We start from the raw sequence: 22,099 nt of genomic DNA on the forward strand, positions 1-22,099 counted from the left end.
TCACGCCGTAGTAGTTGCACCATTGGGCAAGTCCACCCACTCAGCGGCGCGCCGCTGAGTGGCGGTAGAAGAGCAAAGCCGCCCCGCCTGAAAGCGCGAGTAGCATCATGGAATTTGGCTCTGGAACCGCCACCCAAAACGGCCTCGCTCCCCCACCGTAGTCGGAGTAGGCTACACCGTTGTCAAAGGTGCCATTGCCCCAATTTGTGAACCCGACCGAGCCCGAAAGAAGCGGATCGGACGGATCGAGTACCGCAGCGTAGTTGATGGCCGAGGCCGCACCATCCGGATCATCCACCACGTGCACCTTGATGGAGTTGCCAACGACGCCTACGGAAACGTCGAAGGGCACTTCGTGCGAGTAGACGAACTTCGGGCTGTCCTGATTGTCTCGATACAACTCCGACCAAGTGCCGTTGTCGTATTTCTGAACTGACATGCCCCGCGGAGCTCGTAGGTCGCCGGCATCAATGGGCTCAGCGGCAAAGTTAATGCGGTAGAACGACTCTTCCCCGGTAACACGCACCAGCAGGCCAATACCGTCGTTGTCGCCGCTCTCCATTCGGACATTCATCTGATAGTCGGTCATGCTGTCGCTGTCCGGTTCATCCACGACCACGCCGGGTCCAATGAAATCGACATGTGGAGCCGACGACGTGGCCCATTCAAAGCCGTTCGTGTCGTCGCGAATGGTGCCGTCGCGAAAGTCCTGGCGGAAGTTGCCAAAGTCGTCGACACCGGTGCCTTGCACTCCATCGGCGTTGGTCATCATCAGAGGCCGCCAGCTAACAGGAATGGCGTCCGAGAAGGTTGTGGTCTTGTTGAGTGTCGATGAGGTGACCGCGATACTTTCCACCGATGTGCCGTAGAACCGGTCGCCGGGGCCACCTTCGCGCTGTGCCCAGGATTGCACGCCATAACTACCCGGTTGCAGGTCGGCGTCGCTGCCGTTGAGCACCACGCTGCCATCGACGCTAATGGACCAATCTGCTCCGTCGACATCCACATCGACATCGCTGAGCGTTCCGTCGCCATTGGGAAACAGGGTCGCACCCGTGCCGAGTTGAGTGATGACGCCACCAACGATCTTTTGAACAGAGACCCCTTCCTCGAACCCGAGGCTGCCGCTCGATTGCAAGCGCCAACCGACGCGAAAGTAGTTGTCGATGTCTTGATATCCAAACACCAGTCCAAACCCATCATCGTCATAGGTGCCCATTCGGGCCGACAGTTTGTAAGCGGCAGGCGTTTGGTCGGCGGTGTTTACCATCACGTAGGGGGTGAACATTCCGTCGCCCAAGTTGTTGGTCGTCGTACCATCGACAGCGCGCCCATCCGAACTCTCGCTGAGTGTCATCGGTCCGGTGAGTAGAACACCCCAGTTGGGCAGACCTCCGGCGGTGGGAGTTCCGCTGTAGGTGTCCGTCCAACCATCGAAGCCTGTGACAAAAGGCGAGTCGATGATGGTTTGGGAATGGACATCGCCAGCAAAAGCAATTGAAGAAATACAGAACAATAGAGCAGGTAGCCGGGGGATTCTGATCATTAGTAGCTCGCTCCCTTAATTACATAGGTGCCGAACAAGTTAAACAGCTGATTTCACGCCTCCACGTCGAACTCCGTCATCAGGACTCCAAGTCGAAGTTGATTTCCTGCTCGCCATCCTTGATGGTGGCGGTTAAGCCACCATCGTGGCTAAAGTATTTGGAAGGAATGGGGGTTGGTTTTTGTTGGGCCTCCACCGCTGCTGCTTCATCGGCAAGCGATTCCGGACCGCCCGCCATGATTTTGATTCGGTAGTTGCCGACCGGTGCCCCCTTTTTTCCCCCTGCACTGACAAGTGAGAACTTGCCTGAGGCATCGAAGTATCCCAGCGAGGATGGCTTGTTTAGCCGCTCGGGATCGGAAGGCTCGAATACAAGCGTTCCCGGTCCTACAGGTGATCCGTTAGCTGTAACGACGCCGCTCACATATCCCCACTCGTCCTGACTGCAGCCAGACAGCGTAAGCGCAACTAGTGCGACCAATGAGGCACCGCAGCGATTACTCGAAACTGTTGCCATCCAACAACTCCTGTTGTGCTCGGGTGCCCATAAAATCGATCACTCGTTCTGAGGTGTATTCGCTGAGCCATCTTACGTTGCCACCTGCGAATAGACTGAATAGTCCACCTGGATGATCGCTGTACATTTCGTTGCTACGTTGAGGCTCGCCATTCGCGTTGACGGGATTCAGTACAGGACTATGGTGGACAAATGTCTGTTCGGCGGTGCCCCAGTACCTGTGGGCGTCGGTTCGACCGGCATCCTCACCCAGCAGAATCGTGTAGGTAGTCCCATCGGTGCAGTCCTTGATCCCCTTGGGGCTGTTTCGCGGCCATCGGGTGCCGGTGGCAGGCATCAGCCCAAGTTCATAGCCTTGCCCCTTGTCCCAACCATCGGGGATCGTGACTCCATCGTGGCTGTAAGTTCCACAGCCATTGATCCCGGCATAGTCACCCTGAGCAGGACTGATGTGTTCCGATGATGGGCAAAGTTGGATCGAGAGATTTCCGTTCTCACTAAGAGTAACCAGTCTTCCGTTGTTGCCTTGGTTCCACTTTCTCTCGAAGTCGTAGAGGTCGTAGAGGGCTTGCTGCTCTACATGCGGGAGAATTAAGGTCATCCAACTGTGCTGTCGGTTGTACCTGGCATCTTCATTCCAATCTGTGTGTCCTGGAGGGAACACATTATTGGCATCGTGATACAATTGCGTTCCCAGCCCTAATTGTTTGAGGTTGTTCTGGCACTGGGCACGACGCGCCGCTTCGCGGGCGGCTTGGACCGCCGGCAGGAGCAGGGCGATCAAAATGCCGATGATGGCGATGACAACGAGGAGCTCGACGAGAGTGAATCCTGCGGGCTTTCGCCTGTCGAAGTGAGGCAGTGTCACCCCAAACGCCATTCCTCTAATGGAGGTGGAAACCATACGTTCGTCCGTTATCCGTGGCTAGAAAGCAGCGAGTACGTAAGAAAAGCAATGGGCCAAAGCCCGTACAAACCCCACACGCAGCCAACGCATGCGGAGGCTTCAAAGGTTGCCTTTCTCTGCTCCATCCGCACTTCTGGACAGTATATCCAGACTCCGGATTTACGCAACCATTATTCCGTCAATTCACGGTTTCTTAACGCTATATAAGCCATTTGCTAGCCGAGGCGGGGACCCGCTTTCACCTTGGATTCGGCCAGCAAAACCGCTTGAATGGATAGAATATCCACCCTTTTCCTGCCGATTAAAGCTTGCGATCGGCAATCGCTTCAAAGGTCTTCAGCACGGTTGCGTCTACCTCCGGATTGAGCCTTCGGATGCACTCGGCAAGCAGGGTCAGAAGAAGTTCGCCTTCGGCCAATGATGGCACCTCCGCCGCCAGGGGGTCACGGGCGCCGGAGGTAATGAGCCTGATGTCCGACGCATCGACCAGCGGCGTCTTGCTGAAATTGGTGATCGCGATGACCGTCGCTCCAGCGTGGCGAGCCAGTTGTACTGCGGTGACGATATCCTTGGTCGTACCAGAGGAGCTGACCGCCACGAGTACGTCACCTTCGGACAACAACGAAGCCTCTACCGCCATGACATAGCCATCGGACAGGAAGGAACTCCGAATGCCAAACCGCTTAAGCTTCCATTCAAGACTCAAAGCGAGAGGGGCTGAGCTGGCGACGCCAACGCACAGTACGCGTCCGGCTTGTTGCAAGGCGGCTGCGGCTCGTTCCATTTCGTTGCGATCGATGTTCCGCGCTGTGCGGTTCAAGTCCTCTCTGATCCGCTCGTGAATCGTCTGCAAGAAATCGGGATCGCCTTGCTTACTGCGGTCCGCGTTCGCTTCAATGGCGTCGCGCGCCATTAAGACTTTAAATTCCTGAAAACCTCGACAACCGAGCTTCTGGCAAAACCGGATTACGGTGCCGTACCCCAAGCCCGATATCTCGATCAACTCGCTGATCGACCTTTGCACCGATTCAGGGTGTTGGAGAAAGTAGGCGCCGACTCGTTGTTCGGCGTCCGTCATTTCGTCTCGCTGACGCTGAAAGCGAACCGACCACGGCGTGGCGTCTGTCAAAGGCGATGTGCCCGACTCGGAATTGGAACCTTTGGAATTGGAAGACATGCGCTTCTCTCGGGAGCACGTTGCTGGGCAGGGAGATCCTGCGAGTTGCTACTAGAAGATATTATGATTCGGACGGGTGTATCCACACAACCGCCGCGCACCCCTCATTCTTGGGGGTGCCATCCTTAGGCGAGCCGAATTCTTCGACCACCTGGGTGCTGGCTTTTCGCGCTGAAAAGAACTTCTCTACCAACCAAGCCGCATTGGCGCTAGAGTCCGAGGTTCTTGCCTCAGATTGGCGTTTTTGCGCAGCTCGACAGAGAGCCAAGGCCGGTGCCCTCAAGGCGATCCAGGCCGCTCAGGAATCGAGCCCCCACCCTGCGAACAGATCTTCGTGAAGCTTGGTGTACTCCGGTGGCTCGCAGGAATGTTGCAAACGCTGTGCGTCTCCACCAATTTTTGCTGTGCTTCGCTGCCTGTTGAGATGGTCGGACGCACCCGCTTGTCTCAACAGCAGCAGCGCTGCGGTTTGGTGTTGCCGGTCGCTGGGCGTATCGATGGTGCCGAATGCTTCGTCTCGGGGGCTGGGAGTCGATCGACGGGACGCCGTCGCTAGGGCTGCCAAGTCGACCGAAGATTCCTGCGCGGACTCCACAGCGGCCAGGCTGAAAGTGGACGACTGCGAGTCCGATGTTTGGAGGCTTGCGGACAGTGGCGCTGCTAATTCGGTGAGCAACTCGCTGAACACTGCGATGCCGGGCTGCATGATGACAGACGTCGAGAGGGCAAACTCCAGCGATAGTCCCGCATGTTCTGCGGTAACGTCGAACACGTGTCCTAAATCGAGCAAGGCACCAGGGGCAAGGCTCAGTGCGCTGGTGGCATTCAACTCGGAGAGGGCGCTGCTGTTGGGCGCGGCTTCTTCCCAACCGGTCACCATCTGGTCGGTCAGACTGTTCCAGTCGCCGTTGTCCGGCAGCAGGGCGTCGCCGGCCGAGTGGATGGTATAGCCAATCAGCTCAAGGGTGGAGTGCGTGTCGTTCTTCAGCGTGCCGATGCCGGTCTCGGGGTCGACGAACAGCACCAGGCTGTCGAGGAAGACCGGCGCGCCGTCGTTGCCGCCGAGGTTGTTCCTCCAGATCGTGTAGTCGGCGAGGTTCACCACGCCATCGCCGTTGCCGTCGGCGGCGTACGCACCGGCGCTACCGAAGCTGCTCTTCCACACTGAGTAGTCCGCCGCAGTGACCAGTCCGTTGCGGTTGTAGTCGCCCGGTTTGGGGTTGAGCACCACGTCGGGCGACACGGGAGCGTTGTTATCCGCCAGCCATTGGGCGTTGAGAATGTTCCAGTCGTCCAAGTCGGTGTCGCCGTCGAAGTCGAGGTCGCCCTGGCGGACGCGCTCTTCGAGCGAACTGGTGCTGCCATCGACGCCCCAGCCGTTGCCGAAGGCGACAATGTCCTGCAGGTCAAGCTTGCCGTTCAGATCGACGTCGCCCGCGGTGAACGGCAGCAGCGTTCCCGAATCGATTAACGTCGCGATCTCCAGGTAGTTAATCCTGGTCGCCTTGTCGCCGGCCGCACCCGCGTCGAGCGTGAGCCGCCCGTCGGTCACGACAACCAGGTGAGTTGCAGTCGCGAAATCGTTGGGCTGCAATTGCTCGGCGGTCCAGTAGTTCTGGCCTTCCACATTCAGCGTGTGGTCGCTCACGAACTCCGCGTCACCGACGCTGGCAGTGACCAGGTATTGGCCGTTGGGGATCTCGATTTCCCAAACACCGCCTGCGTGAAAATGAACGAGCGTGTCGAGCGACTGGTCCGCGTTGATGTCGCGATCGCGGCTGACGTCGGTGTGGTCGAACGACCAGCCGTAGTTCCAACCGCCCCCTTGGTCGCCATACAATTGGCCCCAATCCGCCAGATAGCCGCCGGGAGTCGTGGCGGTATCGAGCTGGAAGTTGATGTTCACGAGCGGATCGCTAGCAGGTTGCGCTAGTCGCGCGCCGGCCCAATCGGCGTGGTCCATTCCGTCGCCGTCGCCGGCGTCTTCGACGATGAGCTTCAGTTGGTTAACCCCGCTGACATCGACATCGACCGTTTGGGTAGGCGAGTTCCCCGCAACGACACCGCTGTTGTACAGTTCCACGCCATCGCCGAGCACGCGAAACACGACGGTGCCGTTTGCTTCGTCGTCCACTCCCACGTCGGACAGGAACCGTGTGTACTGGCTGCCGAGATCGTAGGTCACCTCCGAATAGGAGTGCACGCCCAGCCCCTTATCGTAGGTGACGCCGTTGAGCGTGATGGTCTGGCCATCGCCGGCCGCCTGCTCACCGTTGCTGGAGTCGAGTTCAATGGGTCCCCAACCGTTGATCGGCGTTTCGGAGGGAGTGAGATCGCTAACGTACACGGCGTTGTCGTCGAACGTGCGATACAACGCGACGTAGGCCGTATCGTCTTCGGGCGTGAAGATGGTGCGTTCGCGAGAGGTGGTGCCATCTAGCCATTGGTAGAAGTAGGCGGTTTGGCCATCGACAGTTTGAACCTGGGGCGCCGACAGTTGCCGTTCGACATTCTCGACGCCAGTGTCGAAATATGGTCCCTCGACCGCTTGACCATCAATCAGTAGCGTGCCGCTGCCGTCGGGCAGGTTGGTTTCGACGACGAAATCGGACTTCTCCGGGAACACGTCAACGAACGTCGAACTGCTCAGACCTGCCGAGTCGGTGACCGTCAGGTTGATGCGGTACCACACATCGTCGTCGGTTTCGGTCGCGGTGGGGATTTCAAAGCTGCCACCGGAGCCGGGCGTGGGAGGAATGAACGGGTGGGAGTGGACGTTGTGGTGGAAGTCGACACGCCAGGTGAGTTGTGAGGGGGCGAGCGATCCATCTTCGGCGTCGTTGCCCGCGCCGGCGTACGTGATGATGTCGCCGGCGCGGTAAGTGGTGCCACCGGAGGGCAATGTGATTTGTCCTGTGGGCGGCTGGTCGCTGGTGACGGATAACGTTGCGGCGGAGCTGACATCGCTGCCGAGTGAATTGGTCACCACCACGCGGTACTGATTGCCCGACGCCGCGAGCTGCACGTCGCTCAACACCAGCGTGGCATCGTTGGCGCCAGGGATGTCGTCGAAGCTTCCGCCGGTCGAGACCTGCCATTGGTACGTGAGCGGCGTGGTGCCAGCAGCGCTGGCGGAGAATTCTGCCGTGTAGCCGACCGACACCAGTTGATCTTGGGGCGGCACCACCACCATGGGCGCCACGTCGGCGGCGTAAGCGATGCGCCGCACGGTTCCTGTGCCGATGCCGGGAGCGCCCCCAGCACCGGCGCCGCGCGAGATATAGTAGAGGGCGCCATCGGGGCCGAACTCGATATTCATCGGGTAGTCGGCGCTGGTGGCGAACACCTCGACCGAGGAAGGGTCGTCGGGATCGACAACACGAATCTCACCGCCACAAAACTCGGCGAAGAAGACCTTGCCATGGTATTCGGACGGAAACGGATTGGTGCCCCCGTTGTTGAACGCCAGGCCTGTGATCGCGCAGCCGTTGGCGTGGCTGTAGGCGTAGAGTGGCTCGGTGAAAACGGGAAACTGCGCCGTGTCGAAGTAGCCTTCGGTCACCGGCCAACCAAAGTTGTGGCCCGGCTCCGTAGCGTCGTTGATTTCTTCCCAGGAGCCCCCGCCCACGTCCGCAATCAGGTACTGGCCAGTAACCGGGTCCAAATCGCCCGCGAACGGATTTCGTAATCCCGATGCCCAGATGTAATCGGTCCAGGTAATGCCGTCGGCGTCGTTGTAGTAGGGGTTATCGGTCGGTATGGAACCATCGGCGTTGATGCGAAACACTTTGCCCAGCGGCGAGTCGAGTTCTTGCGACTGCGCGGCTTGCTGCGATTCGCCAATTTGGACGTACAGGTAGCCGTCCAGATCGAAATGAATCGCGCCGCCGATGTGCCACGGTGGGTTGCCATACTCGGAGAGATTCGGCAGTTCGAGCAGCGGCACTTCGCTGCCAGGCAGGATGGTGTTCTCTGTGGTCGGATCGACGGTCAGCCGGCTAAGGCGATTGTGAGGCTGTGGGGAGTTGGCCGTGTAGTAGACGTAGATGTAATGGTTGTTTTCGAAGTCGGGATCGAGTTCGATGCCTTGTAACCCATGTTCGGCCGACCCGTCCGCATCGAGTTGATAGGCGAACGACGTGCCCGACTCCCCCGGCTCGATGACCTCGATGCGACCGTCCTGGAACGCGACCCAGATGCGGCCGCTTTCCTCGATGTCAAGCGTAGTCGGGCTGGTAAGCTCGGCGGCCAGCACCGACTCGGTGTACCCGACTGGAACGTTGGCCAGGAGACGACGTTCTTCCAAAGCCTCGATGTGGCAGCGACGTCGACATTCTCTAATCGCATTTCGATGTTTCATGTCTTCGACACCGCGAGGGTAGGGCACAGGGCGTCAATGCTCGAGAAGGAGTCCACAGTATAACCACGGCCAAGATCGATTCCTGGCCGCCGGCCCCTGAGATTCCAACCAACGTTCCGTCTATCTGTGAAAACAGGCCGGGAAGCGCGAGGGCTTCCCGGCCAAGGGAGTGAGAATGTTAAGCGGCCGCGCGTTTATGCACGTCGGCGTAGCAAGGCCAATGCGGAGCCTCCCAGCACCATCAAAGCGATCGCGGAGGGCTCCGGAACAACGCCCGTCACGTCGCTCCAGCTTTCGCCAAGCCGAAACTCATCCATTCCGGGGAACTGGCCGTTGCCTCCCGACTGCTTGAAGTGGAGCGTGTCGAACACATCGGTCACACCACCGAACGACACGACGCGTGTCCACGAGGCCGGGTCGTCGGCGTCGATCGCGCTATTACTCGTGAGGTTATATTGTTTGATGCTGACGGTCACATCATCCGTGGTGCCCGAATTGGTCTTCTCCAACTTGGCCACCCAGAAGGCGTTGTCCCAAGATCCGGCGTCCATGAAGGTGCCGTCGGCATTCGTGGCGTCGCCGCTGCTCAGGGCTTGATGGTAGGCGGTGATGCCTTGCGAGGTGTTGCCGTTACCATAGCCGTTGCCCCACAGCAATTCGTTGGTTGCATTGCTCAGGCCGATCTGCAGCAAGGTGTCATCTCCTCCCGCCTGGGAGAAGAAGCTCATGTACCAAGTGCCATCGGACGAGAAGTCGACTGTGGAACTGAGGGGCCGCGTGCCGACGTCGACGCCCCAGTTGTCCGACTCGATAAAGTGCAGGTTGCCGCCGACTTCGTCGACCACATGACCACCATCGGGTCCGCGAGGAGTCCAGTCGGCTGCCCCTGCATTGCGGACCTTGCCTCGGTGATTATTGTCGACCAGCGCCCAAGTGCCGGTCAGGCCGATCTCGCTCACGCCATCGGTGCCTGCGTATCCGTTGAGGTCGCCATCTTCCGTGGGGCCGGGCATCTCGCTGAAACTCTCGTGAATCAACACGGCGGCATTCGCCGAAGTGGCAATGAGCAAGCCGATGGCTATCGCGGAGGCCGCGATGTGCCTAATTGAGCAGCGGGTCTTACAAATCATGGTGTGCCTTTCTGATGAGATTTCGCTTCTTTGTCATTAGCCTCTTACAAGAACATCCATCACACATAGAACTTCAGTGTCAGTGCCGAACTATCGGCGCGTCTTCCGGTAAGCGAACGCCGCCGCACCCAACACGGCCAGCATCCAGGTTGCAGGCTCGGGAACGGAAAGCGGCGATCCCAAGGCGCCGCTCGCGGAGTTGTAGTGGCCGCGCCACAGCAGGAAGTCGCTCAGATCGATGATATTGTCGCCGGTCAGGTCGCCTTCGCCGTAAGTGGCTGGGCTTTTCAGGAAGTTGTCACGGATCAAGCCATAGTCGGTGAGATTGACGAAGCCATCGAGGTTGACGTCGCCAGGAGAGATCACCGTCGAAACGCCTGTGACATCGCTCCAACTTTCACCTAGCCGGAACTCATCCATGCCGGGAAATTGGCCGCTACCTCCCGACTGTTTGAACTGGAGTGTGTCGAACACATCGGAAACACCACCAAACGACACGACTCGAGTCCAGGAGGCCGGGTCGGAGGAGTCGATCACGTTGTTGGTCGTGAGGTTGTATTGTTGGATGCTCACGGTGACGTCGTCGGTTGTGCCCGAATTGGTCTTCTCCAACTTGGCCACCCAGAAGGCGTTGTCCCACGACCCGGCGTCCATGAAGGTGCCATCGGCATTGGTAGTGTCGCCGCTGCCCAGGGCTTGATGGTAGGCGGTGATGCCTTGCGCAGTGTTGCCATTGCCGTAACCATTACCCCACATCAGCTCGTTGGTCGCATTGCTCAAACCAATCTGCAGCAAGGTGTCGTCTCCTCCCGCTTGGGAGAAGAAGCTCATGTACCAAGTGCCGTTGGAAGAGAAGTCGACGGTGGAACTAAGGGGCCGTGTGCCGAGATCGACGCCCCAGTTGTCGGACTCGAGGAAGTGCAGGTTGCCGCCAAGTTCGTCGACCACGTGGCCGCCAACGGGACCCCGTGGGGTCCAGTCGCCTGCAGTCGCTGCACGGACTTTTCCTCGGTGATTGTTATCGACCAGTGTCCAAGTACCGGTCAGGCCAATTTCGCTCACGCCATTGGTGCCCGCGTATCCGTTGAGGTCGCCATCTTCCGTGGGACCAGCCATTTCGCCAAAGCTTTCGTGAACCAACACGACGGCACTGGCCGAGGAGGAAAGGAGCAAACCAACGACTATCGCGGAAGCCACGATGTTCACAACCGAGGATGAGTTACAGATTCTGAGATTCATGGTTTCCCTCTTTGAAAATTCTTGCCTCTGTTGACTTGGAAGTTGACTGCTGGATTACAATCCGCTCGAGCGGTGTCGGAACCGAAAGCCAACCGGGACTAGAACTGCTAAACTGACGACGACCAACAAACCTGCGGTCGGCTCTGGGACGGGCGCAGATATTGCTGCCCCAATACCTGCACCCGTTCCCGTGATCGAGCCATACTGTACGATGCCTTGGCGAATCTCTGGGGCACCCCCGATGCCCCCTGTCGCACCAAAGTTGGCCTTCCACAGGTCGTAGTCGGACGTGGTAATGCCGCCGCCATCGCCGTTGTCGTTGATGGCCGACTCGTCGGCAGCGCCAAGGTTGTTGCGCCATAAGGTGTAGTCGGCGATGTTCACCTGACCGTCGGCGTTAAAGTCGCCAGGCAGGCCGTAAATCATCAGGGCGAACTCGAGCGCGAGATCACGCGTGCCGCCGATTTGGAACATCGTGCCAAGAGAATAAGATTCCCCCGGCGCGAGTGTGGCAGGTGGATCTTCGGGTACAAATTCGCTGAGGGCGAATTCGTCCGGTGCGATCGTTCCCGCGTCCCAGCCACTGACCGACTGAAAGTCGAGGCTGGTCCAGTTGTCGGAGTCGAGTGCTCCGCTTGCTGATTGGATATTGTAGGCGACGACGTCGATGGTGAAGGGCGAACTGTTCTCGAGTTGGCCTTCACCCGTCGTGGGATCCACGGTCAGCAACAGGTTGTTGACTGCCTTCGAACCAGTGAATTCCACCAGGCCAGGCTTCACGGAGAACTCGCCGTCCACACCGTATTCAAAGGTAATGTCCGGTGTCACCCCGAATTGAGCCGGTGGTACAAGAACTGAAGTACCCAGGCTGTCGGGAGTCGTGCTTAGTGCGAGACTGTTTTCTGCGTTGAGTTCGGCCAGGGCATTCGCTGTAGGAGTGCCACCTTCTTCCCAGCCAGTGCTACCCTGGTCGGAGAGGCTGTTCCAGTTCGCTGGATTAATCTGCCCACTGGCAGATCGAACGATATACCCCGTCAGGTTGATCGCTGCACCGCTTTGGCTGGAGAGCGACATCGCTCCGGTGTCGGTGTTAACTGTCAGCGTTGGGAGAGCCTCGTACTTGAGTTCGAGTTGTTGCCGACCTCCGTTCTCGACGATTTGAGTGCTATATCCGGTACCTGCTGGAACCGACATTTCGGACAAGTCGACTTCGAAACCGGCACCCGAAATCGTTTCGCCATCCAAGATGGTCCAAGTGGAATTGAGCGCGGGGGCGTAGCCTCCTGAGGTCTTCACGACGAGTGGACCTTGAACACCGCCGATATCTCCACCCGCGGTAAGCGTTGTGTGCGAAGCCGAAGTAAGGTCGACCACGTACTGTGTGCCACCTTCGAAGTTCACAAACGTCGCCGCCTCGAAAGTATGGCCGGAACCGTGCGTGATGGTCCTTCCGGCAAGCCACATTCCGTCGGTCGACGTTACGCTGGCGGAGCCAACTCCGCCACCGATCTCCAGAAGACTGCCTGGATTCATATCCACGAGTGTTGTGCTGAAGGTGCCGCCGCCTTGTACTTCCAGCGTTCCGGTTCCGCCGAGGCCGATGTTGGCCACGCCGATGGGATCGCCGGTGGTGTCGATCAAGGCGATGGAGCCGCCGGAGAGCACCCGAAGGGTGCCGCTGGTGCCGGCATCTCGTCCTAGCACTATGCCGCCGGCATCTTCCGTGACTGCGGACAGAGTGGCGACGCCGCCCGTCGGGGTAGCGCCGGCTTCGTTGGAGCCGATGACGCCGACACCTTCATCGAGGGCGGTGGGATAGAAGGGGTTCTGATCCCAATTGCTCCCGACGTTCCACGCGCCGGTTCCACCGGTCCAAAAGAAGTCGAACGCCTGGGCCGACTGCATGGTTAGCCACTGGGAGGCCATCAACCCAATGCAGAGTGCTACTAAACTACGTCGTGGTATATTCATAGGTCTCATCCGCTGGAAATGGTGCCCATCTCTAGGATATTCAAGAACTAGTTTCCGAAGGTCAGTGGGCAGGGGAATAGACACGCCTGTCTTGTATGCCCACCGGTTCGGTAGATTATCTCGCCTGTTGCTTTGCCAATCTGCCTGCTCGCGAGTTGGCGCCGCGGTTGATTGTTTCTTGAGTAGTAGGTTAGTAAGCCGATGGATCGACCACATTGCCGTCTTCTCGATTGCCTAAGTCGCGATGCGCTTGCCAATCGATGTCGAACGAAATTCCGTGGACGCTGCCATCGCAAAAGGCCGCCAGCCATACGCCCGAGTGCGCCGAGCCGAAGCGGTCGCCACCACGGTCGTCGGGATCGCTGTCACGTGCTGGAAGAGACTCGGTGATCTCGCCAGTAGAGAAGTCCGTCCTGCCGGTAACGCGATAGTTGTCGTTATTTGTGCCCGTGCACCAAGTTTCGTTGTCGGCGGCCCATGCTCCCGTTTCATAGTGATTTACCGGGATGTACTTTTCTCCAATCATGTAAGTGCTGGAGGTGCCATCGGTGATGCGTCGAATCGACACTTTGCTGCGCTGGTAGGAGATGCCCGTCAGGAACTTTCTAGTCGTCCTGTTCTGCGAGGGCCAATTGTAGTTCTTCGCATCGTCGTAGCCGCTCGGTCCAGCTCCCACTTCGGTGAGACCAGTTCCTGCGTTCATGGCGTAGTCACTTCGACCCGCGACATCGGGTGTAATCGAGTTATACAGCCCTTGGCCACCACCCGCGTTGGTCGACATCGGAAAGGCTCTCGATGCCCGACGCGAAGGGCAGTTGATAATCGTAATGGGCGATTTCACCACCTCGACTACGCCGCGACGTTGTGTGATGGTCAATCTTGATCCATCGCCATCGGAACCCAGGTCGTGCAGCGCGCCCTCTTCGATATAGGTCAGAGTGTTGTAGATCCAGCCACCAGGCTGGTCGTCGCCGTAGCCACGATCGGGGTCGCCTACCCAGAACCATCCCCACCCACCGGTGGGAAAGTGTCCGTGTGTGTCGTGGTGATTGAGCCCACCCAAAGCGAGCTGCTTGAGCTGGTTTGTGCACTGGCTGCGTCGGGCGGCTTCGCGAGCGGCTTGCACGGCCGGAAGCAACAGCGCGATCAAGATGCCAATGATGGCGATCACTACAAGTAACTCGACGAGCGTAAACGCAGGTCGCGCCCGACGACACGATGATAAGCTAACTGCCTGATTCATGATTGCGATGAGTCCGCCTCGCAGGAATAAGTCTGTCCTGTCTATTTTCTCCTCCCGACCGCTTGTAGGTATCGAACGATTTGAAAACGTTCGAAAGTTTTCAGAATGCCGCAGGCCGATTGCGGGCGGTGCAGCGGTTTCCCTCTTTTTTGGCGGAATTTGCGATACTTCGTAGCGGACTAGTGGTGAGATCAATTGGTATAGTAGGTGGCGGTCGTTTCGAGGCTGCCGTTTACCGCAGTGTCATCCTCCCGGCGTAGCAATTTGGTTCTCACTCCGACAAGGTTTTTGCATCGCGAATATGGACAACAAGCAAGAACCGGATAGTGAGCTGAACCCGGCCGACGATGCTGCAGGACTCGACAGATTTGTCACCTGCCTTACTGAGTCGCAGTCGAGTCTGCATGCGTTCCTGGTTGCCTCGTTGGGCAACTACGACGATGCAGGCGAGGTGCTGCAACGCACGAATCTCGCCCTGTGGCGCAAAGCCCGCCAGTTTGATCCCGAGGCAAAGTTTATGCCTTGGGCGGTGGCGGTTGCTCGATACGAAGTACTGGCATTTTATCGGGATCGGAGTCGGGACAAACACGTATTTTCCGAAGAGCTGGCCGTGAACATGCTCGACGCCACTGCAACGCTGCTGCCGGAATTAACTCCGCGGTTGGCCGCGCTCCGGGAATGCATTGCGGAGTTGCCCGCGACAAGTCGAGATATGTTGCGGCATCGCTACGAGGACGATGCGACGCTGCTGCAGATATCGCAGCAACTCGACCGGACGGAGAACGCCATCAAGTTCGCCCTGGTGCGGATTCGGAAGGCCCTTGCGGCATGTATTGACAGGCGAACGAAGATGCGTGCCTAGAGAGCAGGGTCCCCGGCAGGGGACAGCCTCTGGCGCCGCTTGATGTATATAAGGGGTAACCCCATGAACAATACAGAAGACGAACCTCTCGCTCTCGAGGCGATGTTGCTGTCGGCACTTAGCGGGGAGGCCTCGGCGCAGGAACTCGACCTGCTGCACACGTTGTTATCCGAATCGGAAGATCTGAGACTCCAGGCTTCGAAGTTCCTCTACGACGACGCGCTGCTGAAGTATCACAGCAAGACCGAGCGAGAACGAAAAGACTTTGCACCGAAAGTCGGCGAAGGCAGAGAAGCCGACGCGCCGCTCAGCACTTTGGCCAGCCGTTCCCGCCGCTTCGGCAGCAGCATTAATCGCCACGGATTGGCCGTGGCCGCCATTGCGATGAGCCTGCTGCTAGGACTCGCAGGCTATACCTTCACGCTGAAAACGAAGCTCGACCGGCTGTACGAACTTGCCTTGGTCGAGGGTGCAGACGGCCCATCGCCGAACCATTGGCGGTCGCGACGCCCCAATGGACGTTCCCAGGTGGAGCCCCTAGTACTGGGCCGAGTTGCCGGCCTGAACAACGCGGTGTGGAAAAACGAAGCCGCTCGACTCGCATTCGGCGATCGCATCGAGTTGGGGCAGAAGCTCGAACTGGAAAGCGGAGTTGTTGAGCTACTTCTCTCCTCGGGGGCTAAAGTCACCATCGAAGGCCCAGCGGAGTTTGAGGCCACTTCGGCGCTGGAAGCGAATGTCGGGCTGGGCAAGATTGCGGCCGCCGCGCCGCGCGTCGCCCGCGGTTATACAATTCTCACGCCAACTGCCGAGTTGGTGGACATTGGCACGCAGTTCGGAGTGTTGGTCGACGAGCAGGGTGATTCGGAGCTGCACGTATTCGATGGCGATGTCGTCGCCCGGTCGCGGAATGCCCCGTCCACTCAACTGATGCACGCCCGTGAGAACGAGGCCATGCGTTTCAACGCGGCCAGCGCCACCCCAGAGCGGATCGAAGCACGGCAAGCCGATTTCGTCCGACAGTTACGCCCCGCGCAAGTCGACACCGATGTGCCGGCGCTTCCGCTGGCCGACAGCTTGAGCATCTGGTACGCCTCGGACATGTGCACCGAATTCGCCGTCGATGAGCGAGTGACCGTTTGGCGAGATATCCTCAAGAGTGGGAACGACTTTGCGGACGATGCTTGGCAGTTCGACGAGAATCGCGCACCCACTTTGATGAAGGACGATGCCGGCAGACCAGCGTTGCGATTCGATGGGTGGTCGTCGTACCTGGCAACCAGCCCGGTGCAACCACAACCGCAGCAAACGATGTGCATCGTGTGCCTACCGGCGCCGAACTCCTACGCCAACGACCTGCAAGGCCAGATGTTGCTGAAGTACGGCGATGTACCGAGCATCGAACTGTCCTTGATCGACGACCGGACTATTCGCGGATGGGTGTGGGCTGCAGGAGACCGCGGAAACATTGCGGTGAACCGGGGCTCACAGTTGGCGACCGACGCGCCGAGTGTGATTATTTACGAGTACGATTCGGAAGCGAACGTATCGAGCCTGTGGGTGAACGGAGAGCTGCAAAGCACCACCGATGCTCCCATCGCCGTGCTGCAGCCGGGCCGGAAGTTCATCGGGGCGCACAGCGATGCGCATGTGCGTGCGAAGTTTTTTGGCGCCCTGTACGAGGTTGCGGTATTCGACAAGTGTTTCGAAGCAGAGGAAATGGAAAGCCTCTGGGGCTACTTCACGGATCGCTACGATGTACCGTAGCGCCTGGAGGCTCGACATGAGTGCTTGGATGCACGCGTTTGGAATTGGACGGAGTGCCAGGTGGGGGGTATTGGCTTAATGCTAGCTGGATTGCGGACGTTGACCTCCATCCTGCCCGAACAAAAACTTGGCTTGGGTAGAGTGGCGGATTAAAATCGGAGGGAGTAGGCGGAATATCTCTTTTCTTCACTAAGGCGTGCACCCGTGTCCATCCTTGTCAAAAGGTACTACCGCCGACCCGGTCGAAGGGCGTTTACGCTCGTCGAACTGCTCGTAGCGATCAGCATCATTGGGGTCATGGTGATCCTAATTGCTCCCGCGGTTCAGAGTGCGCGCGAAGCGGCCCGGCGTTGCGAGTGTAAGAACAACCTGAAACAGCTGGCGCTGGCTTGCCACAGCCACCACGACGTGCATGGTTTCTTCCCAACCGGCGGTTGGGGTTGGTTCTGGGCAGGCGACACCGACCGAGGGTTTGGTAAGGACCAGCCCGGTGGGTGGATATTCAACACGCTGCCCTACTTCGAACAGTACAATCTGTACGATCTGGCGTCGGATGGCGAGCCCGATCGGCTTACCGTGCTGCAACGCCGGGGAGCTGCCAAGATCATCCAAACGCCGTTGTCGGTAATTAACTGCCCCACGCGACGTGCTAACCAGTTGTACCCACTCACAGCAAACGAGGGTGGCAAGAGCGGCTTCTTTAACTCCATTACCCCGTCACAAGCGGGAAGAAGCGATTACGCGATCAACTCGGGTCACGTGTTCAACGAATGGTCGATGATCGCACTTGGAAAAGGACCAGAGAGTTATCAAGAGGCGAAGGTGTGGACTGCTGGGAGATTTTGGGGAGTCGACCAGGCGCCGTTCGGCATGCACATCGACGATCGGCGCGTGATGTCGGGGATCAGCTTCGAACGCAGCACAGTCGCTATGCGGCAGGTCAGCCGAGGCCTGTCGAACGTCTACCTAGTGGGCGAGCGACACATTCCAGCAGATGAGTATGAATCGGGCTACGCCAAGGGCGACAACGAAACGTGGTGCACCGGCTTTAATAACGACAACTACCGCAAGACGGGTCGCTACGAAAACGGAAACGTTGTTGAATGCGTGCCGATTTCCGATTCGACCAACAATATGCCGGATCCCGGCGGGCGGTTCGGCTCGGCCCACGTGGGGGTGTGGAATGCTGCCTTCTGCGACGGCAGCGTGCGCGACATGACTTACGACATCGACTGGCAGTTGCACCGCGATACCGGAATACGCTACGAGTAGCGCCAGCCGAAAATTGAGCGGCCGGCCAACCTTCGAGGGGCGCTGCCCGCTACCCCTCTGAAGGTTGACCTCGGAAGCGAACACCGATCACGGTGCTCGCAACAACGATCATGGCGATCGACGACGGTTCGGGCACCGTAGTGCCTCCATACAGCAGGGACAAGGTGGCCGCGGAGCCAATCTCCTGGTCCAGCAGCAGTGCATCGCGCATATCGACTCGCCCGTCGATATTCAGGTCGCCCCACTGATAGGTCTCGAGGTCGCCTGCGGTAACTTCCATGCCGGTTCCGGCGAACGTCTTCTGCTCGAGCCAGTGGTCGACGAGTTTCTGTGAGTCGGAACTATCGACGCTTCCGTCGAGGTTGATGTCGCCAAACTGGTAGCCGCCCGGCGCCGATTCCAGGAAGGACGCTACAAAGTCGTTGTCCGTGAGGAAGTTGAACTCATTAGCAGTGTTGGAATAGACGACCAGTTCGTCGAGCACACCATCGAAAAAGCGAGAGTCGCCATCGCGGCCGCCGACTTGGAAGTCTTGCGAACTCGAACTGTTGGAAGCGTTTGCCGAAACCGCGATTCCGTTCACCCACATGACACTGGTGAAATCTCGCACCAAGCCACTGGTGGAGCGAGGCCCTTGTGCGAGTGGCTGGTAAGCGTGATCGGCGGAGAAATAGACGTGTTGCGCGACGTGGTGCCACTGGTCTCCCACCACAGGGACGGTTCCGCCAACGTCGGGTGTTCCGCCGCTAAACTGCGACCACATGCCGTCCGCGGTGATCGAAGGGCCGCCTGCGTTGGTGCTGTCGAACACGATGAGTTGTGCTGACGAGGAGGTCAAACCCGACTGCCGCGGATACACCCACACTTGCAGGCCTTGCGAAACTCCGTTTCGAATGACGTTGAATTGGTCGTCGGCCGCCAGATAATCGTCGACTCCATCGAAACGGATGCCGAAAGTTCCTTGCGGTCCGGGATGGCCTTGGCTCAGATCCGTCGCGGTGATCTGGTGGTAGACGGGATCTCCCGTTTGGTCCAGATCGGCGAAGCCGTTGAAGTTGTTATCGTCGTAGACGTCGATGCCTTCGATGGAGACCGAGTCGACGACGTTGCCGTCCTGTACCACTCCGCCAGTGCCTTCGCCAGAGGTGTCGCCCATGGTGTAGTAGCGATCCACCTGGTAGGCAGCGCCGCAGTAACCACTCGCGACCATGGCGAACAGGGCGAAGAGCAGGGGGGCCACCTTCCAGGTTGGGCAGAGCCGGCGTTGGTGGGCCAAACCAAGCATTGCCAACAACGCCAGCATCCAGGTTCCGGGCTCGGGAACGTTCGTGGAGGTGGACAGTCCTGCAACGGCTGCGGACGACTGCCCAAAGTTGCTCTTCCAGATGTCGTAGTCACCCGCTGTCACGCCAGGCGAGCCATCGCCTGCGTCGTTGATCACCGAATCGCTGGCTGCGCCCAAGTTGTTGCGCCACAGCGTGTAGTCGGCGAGGTTAACCACTCCGTCGTCGTTGAAGTCGCCCTGCAGCGCGGTGCTAGTGGTGAAGAGTACCGGCAGCGTGACCTCGGCATCGCTGGCAAAATTGTAGTAAACAAAATTGAGGTCGGGATCCTCGACGCCCACGTTGTAGGCAGTTCCGAGGCTTAGGGAGCCACCAGCCGGAATGGTCGAACTGGCACTCAAAAACAGCTCGGACAGGTAGGAGGAGTTGGACGTTTCTACCTTTTCCCAACTCTCGCCGGGGCTGTTGCCAGGGGTACTGTCCGGGTCTTCCGCACCATCGACGGCATCTCCGGCAGCCGACACGGTGAGCCCACTCCAACTGTCGAGTAGACGGCTGGCCGGGCTGCGGAATTCGTAACCCGATAGTGTAATGTCACTGCTGCCGCCGCTTGGATTGACGATGCGCACCGAGCCCGAAACGGTGTTAACCGCCACATGAGGCAGGTCGAACATTGTTCCGAACGTGATATCGTCGAACGAGAAGACTTCGGAAGGTTGCGTGGCGACTGCGGACAGCACCAGCGTGGCGCTGGTAGCGTCATCGGGCAGCGGCGCGAGGTATCGCACGTAACCTTGGTTCTCGAGGTCCGGGCCATTGGGATCTTCGTCGGCCTCGAATTCGAGATAGGTGCCGTGAAAGACGTTCAGAGGCGAACCGGTACCGTTGTGGTTGACCGTGATGTCAACCGAGTCGTCCACCTCCCAACTGGTGTCGGCGACTTTCATCATGACGCTCACGTATTTGTAGCTAACACCCGCCAAGTCGACAGTATCAAACGTCGCACTGGCGGTGTCGACACCGCTGTTGAGAACGCCCGCTACGAGATCCAACCCGTTGGCGCCGGTATTCGGATTGTCGGTCGTGATCGAAACTGCACCAGCCGCGCCCGCCGGGGTGAAGTCCAGATCTCCTGGTTCTCCCTCGAAGCCCGTGTAGGCGGTCAAAGCGTAACTGCTGGTCGACGCTGCGGACCACACTGCCAGAGTGCCAACCAGTGCGAGAATTCGAACGTGTTTCCGGCTACGTGCGGCAAGTATCCCGGCGAGCACCATCGAACACAGCAGGTAGCTGGAAGGTTCTGGCACTTGAATCGCGATGGCGCTGGCGAAACTACCAGGGCCGTAGATGGCTTCGTAGGTGTCGCGGAATATCTTGTAGTCGCCGAAATCGACGTCCAGGTCACCGTCCAAGTCGCCCTGCAAATAGGCTGCTGCGGGACTCAGGCCCGATAGGTCGGCGCCAAAGTGGCTGCGAAGTTGAACCCAATCGAAAACGGCGTCGATCGTTCCGTCGGGCGTTCCCGCTGGACCACTGATGTCGGCCAGTTCGGGGTAATTGAGCGCTCCGGTGTAGACGATTGGCAGGTCGAGCACTTCGCCATCCCCCCCAATCAATACGCTGATTTCCATCTGGAGATCTTCAAACCGTTGCAGGCTGGGAATCCAGCCGCCGGAGGTGGCCAGTGAAAGCGACTGGCCGGGAGCAAGAAACCCACCATCGTTGGCGCCAGATCCGCCAAAGTCGATTTGGTATTCGGCGATGTCGCTTGCCTCGGTCGAAATCAATGTCCACTCATCATCGGCATCCAGTTGTGGTGTTCCGCTGCCTGAAGCGTCGTAGTTGTCGGCGATCGTGAGCCAGTTCGTAGGGTCCAACGAACCAGAGACGGATTGGACTTCATAACCGAGTACGTTAATACTTGCGCCACTGGCGGGATTCACCAGTGTGAGCGATCCCGTGTCGCGATCCGCCACGACATAGGCGCCATGCACGACTGTCTGGCCCGCCACCCACTCCAGAGCGTTGTCGAACAGATAGAGACCTGCTGCGGAGAGGTTGTCGAAGTTCTCGTTATCCAACCCGAAGAACACTCGACGCCCAGGAGCGGTAGCGGGGCTGCCGGGATCGCCATTGCCCCACAGCGCTCCACCGTTGTCGACGTACTGGATAAACATCTGGCTGTTGTCGATTACACCGGAAGCCAGGTCGTTCACGCCGGCGGCGTTCTCGGTGGAATGAAAGACCGACGAGGTGTTCAACGAACCTTCGTCCGAGCTTAGTTCTCCCAGGAACTGGATTCTGCCGCCGTTGGGGATGGGTCCCTGTATTGGATGCCCGTTGGAATTCAGGCGGATGTCGAAGCTGTCGACTCCGCTGGTGAGCCTCACCTCGTTGGCTACTTCGGGATTGTTGAGCGACATGTAGAAGTCGTCGGCGTCGGTGCTGTCGTGCAGCGCGACTTCCCAGTGTAGGATGCCAACCGGCGTGTCCGAAAGGTCATAGTTCGTCTTCACCCGACCTGAGTTGACGCTGGAAGGGATCACCACTGCGTCGAAACCAGCCCCGGTGGGAAAGGTCCCATCGCCATCGTCCGACATGTAGGTGTAGGTGTGTCCCTGCGAAGTCAACCACGAGGCGAGATAAGCGTCGCTGCCGGCCAGCGGGCCATCGTCGTTGGCTCCGATCAACAGGATGTCCAATGCGGCGGCCTGGTGTGCCAGGGCGACGAATACGACAACGGCAAGAATCGCCAGTTTACCCAGTTTATGAATAGAAATACCTCGATGCGCAGTGCTAGACATTGCTCTACCTCTCTGCCAAGG

Annotated in this window: 13 protein-coding genes; 3 read left to right on the plus strand and 10 right to left on the minus strand. The window is 58.8% G+C overall.

Annotated features, from left to right (window positions below; translation table 11 throughout):
• Positions 1–40: 40 nt before the first annotated feature.
• From ACQK2L_RS06090 to ACQK2L_RS06130, 9 genes are all read right to left on the minus strand, one after another.
• The gene (locus tag ACQK2L_RS06090; RefSeq protein ID WP_425396043.1) at positions 41–1,546 is read right to left on the minus strand and encodes a hypothetical protein; all 1,506 of its coding nucleotides are present in this window, start codon (positions 1,544–1,546) and stop codon (positions 41–43) included.
• Between the two features lie 79 nt (positions 1,547–1,625).
• The gene (locus tag ACQK2L_RS06095) at positions 1,626–2,063 is read right to left on the minus strand and encodes a hypothetical protein (protein WP_425396044.1); all 438 of its coding nucleotides are present in this window, start codon (positions 2,061–2,063) and stop codon (positions 1,626–1,628) included.
• On the minus strand, positions 2,044–2,967 hold the full coding sequence (locus tag ACQK2L_RS06100; protein WP_425396045.1) for a DUF1559 domain-containing protein: 924 nt from the start codon (positions 2,965–2,967) through the stop codon (positions 2,044–2,046). Before ACQK2L_RS06100 ends, ACQK2L_RS06095 begins: the two co-directional genes overlap by 20 nt.
• Before the next feature lie 304 nt (positions 2,968–3,271).
• Positions 3,272–4,147, minus strand: a complete 876-nt coding sequence (locus tag ACQK2L_RS06105; protein ID WP_425396046.1) for a MurR/RpiR family transcriptional regulator — start codon at positions 4,145–4,147, stop codon at positions 3,272–3,274.
• A gap of 298 nt (positions 4,148–4,445) precedes the next feature.
• Positions 4,446–8,507, minus strand: coding sequence for an NPCBM/NEW2 domain-containing protein (locus ACQK2L_RS06110; protein ID WP_425396047.1), 4,062 nt, complete (start codon positions 8,505–8,507; stop codon positions 4,446–4,448).
• Between the two features lie 194 nt (positions 8,508–8,701).
• Positions 8,702–9,637 (minus strand): PEP-CTERM sorting domain-containing protein, encoded by a 936-nt coding sequence (locus ACQK2L_RS06115; protein ID WP_425396048.1) that lies wholly within the window; start codon positions 9,635–9,637, stop codon positions 8,702–8,704.
• Between the two features lie 90 nt (positions 9,638–9,727).
• Positions 9,728–10,876, minus strand: coding sequence for a PEP-CTERM sorting domain-containing protein (locus tag ACQK2L_RS06120; protein ID WP_425396049.1), 1,149 nt, complete (start codon positions 10,874–10,876; stop codon positions 9,728–9,730).
• 54 nt (positions 10,877–10,930) lie between these two features.
• Positions 10,931–12,847 (minus strand): hypothetical protein, encoded by a 1,917-nt coding sequence (locus ACQK2L_RS06125; protein ID WP_425396050.1) that lies wholly within the window; start codon positions 12,845–12,847, stop codon positions 10,931–10,933.
• Between the two features lie 190 nt (positions 12,848–13,037).
• Positions 13,038–14,090: a DUF1559 domain-containing protein gene (locus ACQK2L_RS06130; RefSeq protein ID WP_425396051.1), complete on the minus strand. Its 1,053-nt coding sequence runs from the start codon at positions 14,088–14,090 to the stop codon at positions 13,038–13,040.
• Between the two features lie 301 nt (positions 14,091–14,391).
• On the opposite strand from ACQK2L_RS06130, the gene ACQK2L_RS06135 reads away from it, so the two are divergent.
• The 3 genes from ACQK2L_RS06135 to ACQK2L_RS06145 all read left to right on the plus strand — a co-directional run bounded on the left by ACQK2L_RS06135 (position 14,392) and on the right by ACQK2L_RS06145 (position 17,991).
• Positions 14,392–14,952 (plus strand): sigma-70 family RNA polymerase sigma factor, encoded by a 561-nt coding sequence (locus ACQK2L_RS06135; protein ID WP_425396052.1) that lies wholly within the window; start codon positions 14,392–14,394, stop codon positions 14,950–14,952.
• Between the two features lie 63 nt (positions 14,953–15,015).
• Positions 15,016–16,719: a hypothetical protein gene (locus tag ACQK2L_RS06140; protein ID WP_425396053.1), complete on the plus strand. Its 1,704-nt coding sequence runs from the start codon at positions 15,016–15,018 to the stop codon at positions 16,717–16,719.
• 204 nt (positions 16,720–16,923) lie between these two features.
• Complete coding sequence (locus tag ACQK2L_RS06145) at positions 16,924–17,991, plus strand: DUF1559 domain-containing protein (protein ID WP_425396054.1); 1,068 nt, start codon at positions 16,924–16,926, stop codon at positions 17,989–17,991.
• Between the two features lie 49 nt (positions 17,992–18,040).
• Here ACQK2L_RS06145 and ACQK2L_RS06150 read toward each other — a convergent pair whose 3' ends face one another.
• Positions 18,041–22,078, minus strand: a complete 4,038-nt coding sequence (locus tag ACQK2L_RS06150; protein ID WP_425396055.1) for a PEP-CTERM sorting domain-containing protein — start codon at positions 22,076–22,078, stop codon at positions 18,041–18,043.
• Positions 22,079–22,099 lie beyond the last annotated feature (21 nt).

The organism is Aeoliella sp., assembly GCF_965227375.1.
Lineage (GTDB): Bacteria > Planctomycetota > Planctomycetia > Pirellulales > Lacipirellulaceae > Aeoliella.

Excerpts from the sequence above, each read along its gene's own strand:
- ACQK2L_RS06125 (WP_425396050.1), bottom strand. The coding sequence starts at position 12,847 with ATGAATATACCACGACGTAGTTTAGTAGCACTCTGCATTGGGTTGATG.
- ACQK2L_RS06115 (WP_425396048.1), bottom strand. The coding sequence starts at position 9,637 with ATGATTTGTAAGACCCGCTGCTCAATTAGGCACATCGCGGCCTCCGCG.
- ACQK2L_RS06120 (WP_425396049.1), bottom strand. The coding sequence starts at position 10,876 with ATGAATCTCAGAATCTGTAACTCATCCTCGGTTGTGAACATCGTGGCT.
- ACQK2L_RS06150 (WP_425396055.1), bottom strand. The coding sequence starts at position 22,078 with ATGTCTAGCACTGCGCATCGAGGTATTTCTATTCATAAACTGGGTAAA.
- ACQK2L_RS06105 (WP_425396046.1), bottom strand. The coding sequence starts at position 4,147 with ATGTCTTCCAATTCCAAAGGTTCCAATTCCGAGTCGGGCACATCGCCT.
- ACQK2L_RS06140 (WP_425396053.1), top strand. The coding sequence starts at position 15,016 with ATGAACAATACAGAAGACGAACCTCTCGCTCTCGAGGCGATGTTGCTG.
- ACQK2L_RS06090 (WP_425396043.1), bottom strand. The coding sequence starts at position 1,546 with ATGATCAGAATCCCCCGGCTACCTGCTCTATTGTTCTGTATTTCTTCA.
- ACQK2L_RS06135 (WP_425396052.1), top strand. The coding sequence starts at position 14,392 with ATGGACAACAAGCAAGAACCGGATAGTGAGCTGAACCCGGCCGACGAT.
- ACQK2L_RS06100 (WP_425396045.1), bottom strand. The coding sequence starts at position 2,967 with ATGGTTTCCACCTCCATTAGAGGAATGGCGTTTGGGGTGACACTGCCT.
- ACQK2L_RS06130 (WP_425396051.1), bottom strand. The coding sequence starts at position 14,090 with ATGAATCAGGCAGTTAGCTTATCATCGTGTCGTCGGGCGCGACCTGCG.
- ACQK2L_RS06110 (WP_425396047.1), bottom strand. The coding sequence starts at position 8,507 with ATGAAACATCGAAATGCGATTAGAGAATGTCGACGTCGCTGCCACATC.
- ACQK2L_RS06095 (WP_425396044.1), bottom strand. The coding sequence starts at position 2,063 with ATGGCAACAGTTTCGAGTAATCGCTGCGGTGCCTCATTGGTCGCACTA.